The sequence below is a fragment of the Roseixanthobacter psychrophilus genome, from assembly GCF_043195195.1.
Taxonomy (GTDB): domain Bacteria; phylum Pseudomonadota; class Alphaproteobacteria; order Rhizobiales; family Xanthobacteraceae; genus NCEH01.
Genome location: NZ_JBAFWT010000106.1, coordinates 1 through 2,711, shown reverse-complemented (window position 1 = coordinate 2,711; position 2,711 = coordinate 1). Strand labels below are relative to the sequence as shown.

Annotated in this window: 7 protein-coding genes; all 7 read left to right on the top strand. The window is 68.1% G+C overall.

All coding sequences use genetic code 11. The features are described from left to right. A partial coding sequence (locus tag V5F77_RS28505; RefSeq protein WP_429008425.1) for a peptidoglycan-binding domain-containing protein occupies window positions 1-502 on the top strand: 502 nt, incomplete at its 5' end. Next, window positions 495-782 carry a Thoeris anti-defense Tad2 family protein gene (locus V5F77_RS28500; RefSeq protein WP_429008424.1) on the top strand — a complete coding sequence of 96 codons (288 nt, stop codon included), beginning with the start codon at window positions 495-497 and terminating at the stop codon, window positions 780-782. The genes V5F77_RS28505 and V5F77_RS28500, both read left to right, overlap by 8 nt. Then, window positions 782-1,192, top strand: a complete 411-nt coding sequence (locus tag V5F77_RS28495) for a hypothetical protein (protein ID WP_429008423.1) — start codon at window positions 782-784, stop codon at window positions 1,190-1,192. The genes V5F77_RS28500 and V5F77_RS28495 overlap by 1 nt, the downstream gene beginning before the upstream one ends. Next, on the top strand, window positions 1,189-1,401 hold the full coding sequence (locus V5F77_RS28490) for a TraR/DksA C4-type zinc finger protein (RefSeq protein ID WP_429008422.1): 213 nt from the start codon (window positions 1,189-1,191) through the stop codon (window positions 1,399-1,401). The genes V5F77_RS28495 and V5F77_RS28490 overlap by 4 nt, the downstream gene beginning before the upstream one ends. Next, on the top strand, window positions 1,401-1,808 hold the full coding sequence (locus V5F77_RS28485; protein ID WP_429008421.1) for a DUF2730 family protein: 408 nt from the start codon (window positions 1,401-1,403) through the stop codon (window positions 1,806-1,808). The genes V5F77_RS28490 and V5F77_RS28485 overlap by 1 nt, the downstream gene beginning before the upstream one ends. Next, a complete protein-coding gene (locus V5F77_RS28480) occupies window positions 1,805-2,110 on the top strand; it encodes a hypothetical protein (RefSeq protein WP_429008420.1) in 306 nt (101 codons plus the stop codon). Before V5F77_RS28485 ends, V5F77_RS28480 begins: the two co-directional genes overlap by 4 nt. 1 nt (window position 2,111) lies before the next feature. Continuing rightward, window positions 2,112-2,690 carry a phage protein Gp27 family protein gene (locus V5F77_RS28475; RefSeq protein ID WP_429008419.1) on the top strand — a complete coding sequence of 193 codons (579 nt, stop codon included), beginning with the start codon at window positions 2,112-2,114 and terminating at the stop codon, window positions 2,688-2,690. The last annotated feature ends 21 nt before the right edge of the window (window positions 2,691-2,711 follow it).

Genomic DNA, 2,711 nt, shown 5'->3' with positions numbered 1-2,711 from the left:
CGATCTCGGTTACACCGGCGTCGGCATGGTCGATGGCCGGATCGGCAGCAAGACCGTCGGCGCGCTCTCCAGCTTCCAGGCGGACAACGGCCTGACGGTCGACGGCCTTTACGGACCAGAGACCAAGTCCAAGCTGGCCGACCCGGATACGCCGCGCCGCGAGATCGGCCTGCAGCGCGCCACCGCCACCGCCGCCGACCTGCGCGCGGCCGGCTCCGGTACCGTTAAGACCGCCGATCAGATTTCCTTCGGGGCCAAGGCCCTCGTCGCGCTCGGCCTCGGCGGTGTGGGCCAGCAGACCGGCGTGCTCGATGGTGCGAAACAGGCGCTCGATACCGCGAGCGCCGTGCGCCCGCTGGTGGACAGCGCCGCCGGCCTGCTGTCCTGGGCATCGGCCAATTGGTCCATGCTCGCCGTGCTCGCCGGCGGCGCCGGCATCTATCTCGGCGGCAAGATCGTCGCCCGCCGGGTCGAGCAGTTCCGGGCCGACCGCAATGTCTAGTCCGGCGCCCAACCTCCCCACCATCCGGCTCGACATCGGCGCCGCCATGGCCCTGCTGCGCGCGGGCCGAACCATCACGCGCGATGCGTGGGACCAGACCGGCAACGATCCGCGGCGCCTGAGCGATCCGCGCTACCTGTTCTTCGTGCCCGGACCTCAGCCGCATATCGGCGCCATCTGGTGGCGTCTGCTGCCGCGCCACAGCGGACACTGGACGCCGAGCCAGGACGATCTGCTCGCCACCGACTGGCGCGCCCTGCCGCCCTCCGAGGTGGTCTGATGCTCGCCGGGATTTTCGCCTTCCTGCTGCGTCTCCTTTCTGGCGGCCTGCTGGACAAGGTGCTCGGCGCGCTGCGCGCCCGCGCCGACACCGAGCTGGCGCACGAGCGCCTGCGCACCGACATCACCATCAGCGCCGTGCAGGCGGAGGTGGAGAGCCGCCGCGTCGCCGGCGACATCGTCATCGCTGAACAGGGCTGGTGGGTGACGGCGATCATCCGCCCGCTGTTCGTGTACCCGCTTTTGGCCTGGTGGTGGCTGGTCATCCTCGATTCGATTTTCTTGTTTCGCTGGAACATCGCCGCCCTGCCGAAGCCGCTGGACGAATGGGCCGGCTGGATCGTCGCCGCCTATTTCGTCACCCGGCCATTCGAGAAGATCGCCGAAGGCCTGATGCGGAGGCGCTCTTGAGCGACGTCATCGACATCGCCCAGCAGGTGGAAGAGCGCGTGCGCCGCGCCGAGATCGCCAGTGTCCGCGCCCGCACCGAGGGCGAGGGCACGGAGGCGTGCGAGGCCTGCGGCGCCGAGATCGAGCCGGCGCGTCGGCGTGCCGCTCCCTGGGCGACGCGCTGCCTCGCCTGCCAATCCATCGCCGAGCGGCGGCAGAGGGGGCTGTGATGGCCGGCGAATTCATTCAGGGCATCAAGGATTGGGTCTGGATCATGGGCGCCATCGCGCCTCTGCTCGTGGGCGTCGGCATGCTGTACCTGCGCCAGAGTTTTCCCACCAAAACCGAGCATGCGGAACAGACCAAGGCGCTCAAGGACGCGGTGGCCGACCTGTCGACAAAAGTCGAGCAGCGCCGCAGCGACACCGACTCACGTCTGTCCCGCCTCGAAATGGTCACCGAGAAGCTGCCCAGCCGGCTGGACATCGAGCAGCTCGGCTTGCGCCTCGGCGCGGTCGAACGCTCCACGGCCGTCACGGCCGAATCGACGCGGGGCATGGAGAAGATGCTCGGCAGCGTCATGCACACGGCCAACATGCTTCTGGAAAATCAATTACGTGAGGAGCGCGGACGATGAGCTTCGCGGAAAACATTGCGAGGGATCGCCGGCGCGCGATTCTTGAGCACTTGGCCGTCACCGAGGGCCTCGGCCTGGGGGCCGGTGTGCTGACCACCCTGATCGCCGAGGGGCGGCACGGCATCTATCGCGACGTGATCGAGGCGGATCTCGCCTACCTCGCGCAGCACAATCTGCTGACGGTCGAGGAGCTGCCCTCGGCGCTCGGCCCGCAGAAATGGGCCACCCTGACGGGGCTTGGCCTGGACGTCGCCGGCGGCCGCACGCACCCGCACGTCGCCCCTAAGCTGCCGAGCTATTGAGATGGCCCGGCGCTCGTCCGTCGATGCCCTGCCCAAGGACGTGCAGGACTGGATCATGCGGCTGCGCGACCAGGGCGCGACCTATGATCAGATCGTCACCAAGCTGCGCGAGCTGGATACGCTCGCGGTGCCGATCCCTTCGCGCTCCGCGCTTCATCGTCATATCCAGGACGCCGAAAAGGCGAAGGAGATGGTGGACCGGCAGCGCCTGGTGGCCGAGGCCATGGTCAAGGAGCTGGGCGAGGTGGACGACAGCCGCGTCGTGCGCGGCAACATCGTCATGCTGCACGCCATTCTCACCCGTTTTCAGGTGGCGGCCATGGAAGCTGCCTCCGGCGGCGACGGCGCGGTCGATCTGACCACCGGCGAAATCATGCAGCTTGCCAAAGCCCTGGACCACCTGGGCAAGGCCGCGAAGGATGATGTGGCGCGCACGCTCGCCGTGGAGAAGCGGGCGCAGGAAAAGGTTCTGAAGGCGACGGAGGCGGCCTTGTCGAAGGCCGGTGCCGGCGGCGCCTCCATTGATGGCGCCGAGGTACTGCGGAAGATCCGCGAAGACATTTACGGGATCTACGAATGACACCGGCGGTCCCGCTCTATG

Bases quoted from the DNA above. Each gene is read 5' to 3' on its own strand.
- V5F77_RS28500 (WP_429008424.1), top strand. From the start codon at position 495: ATGTCTAGTCCGGCGCCCAACCTCCCCACCATCCGGCTCGACATCGGC.
- V5F77_RS28495 (WP_429008423.1), top strand. From the start codon at position 782: ATGCTCGCCGGGATTTTCGCCTTCCTGCTGCGTCTCCTTTCTGGCGGC.
- V5F77_RS28485 (WP_429008421.1), top strand. From the start codon at position 1,401: ATGGCCGGCGAATTCATTCAGGGCATCAAGGATTGGGTCTGGATCATG.
- V5F77_RS28480 (WP_429008420.1), top strand. From the start codon at position 1,805: ATGAGCTTCGCGGAAAACATTGCGAGGGATCGCCGGCGCGCGATTCTT.
- V5F77_RS28475 (WP_429008419.1), top strand. From the start codon at position 2,112: ATGGCCCGGCGCTCGTCCGTCGATGCCCTGCCCAAGGACGTGCAGGAC.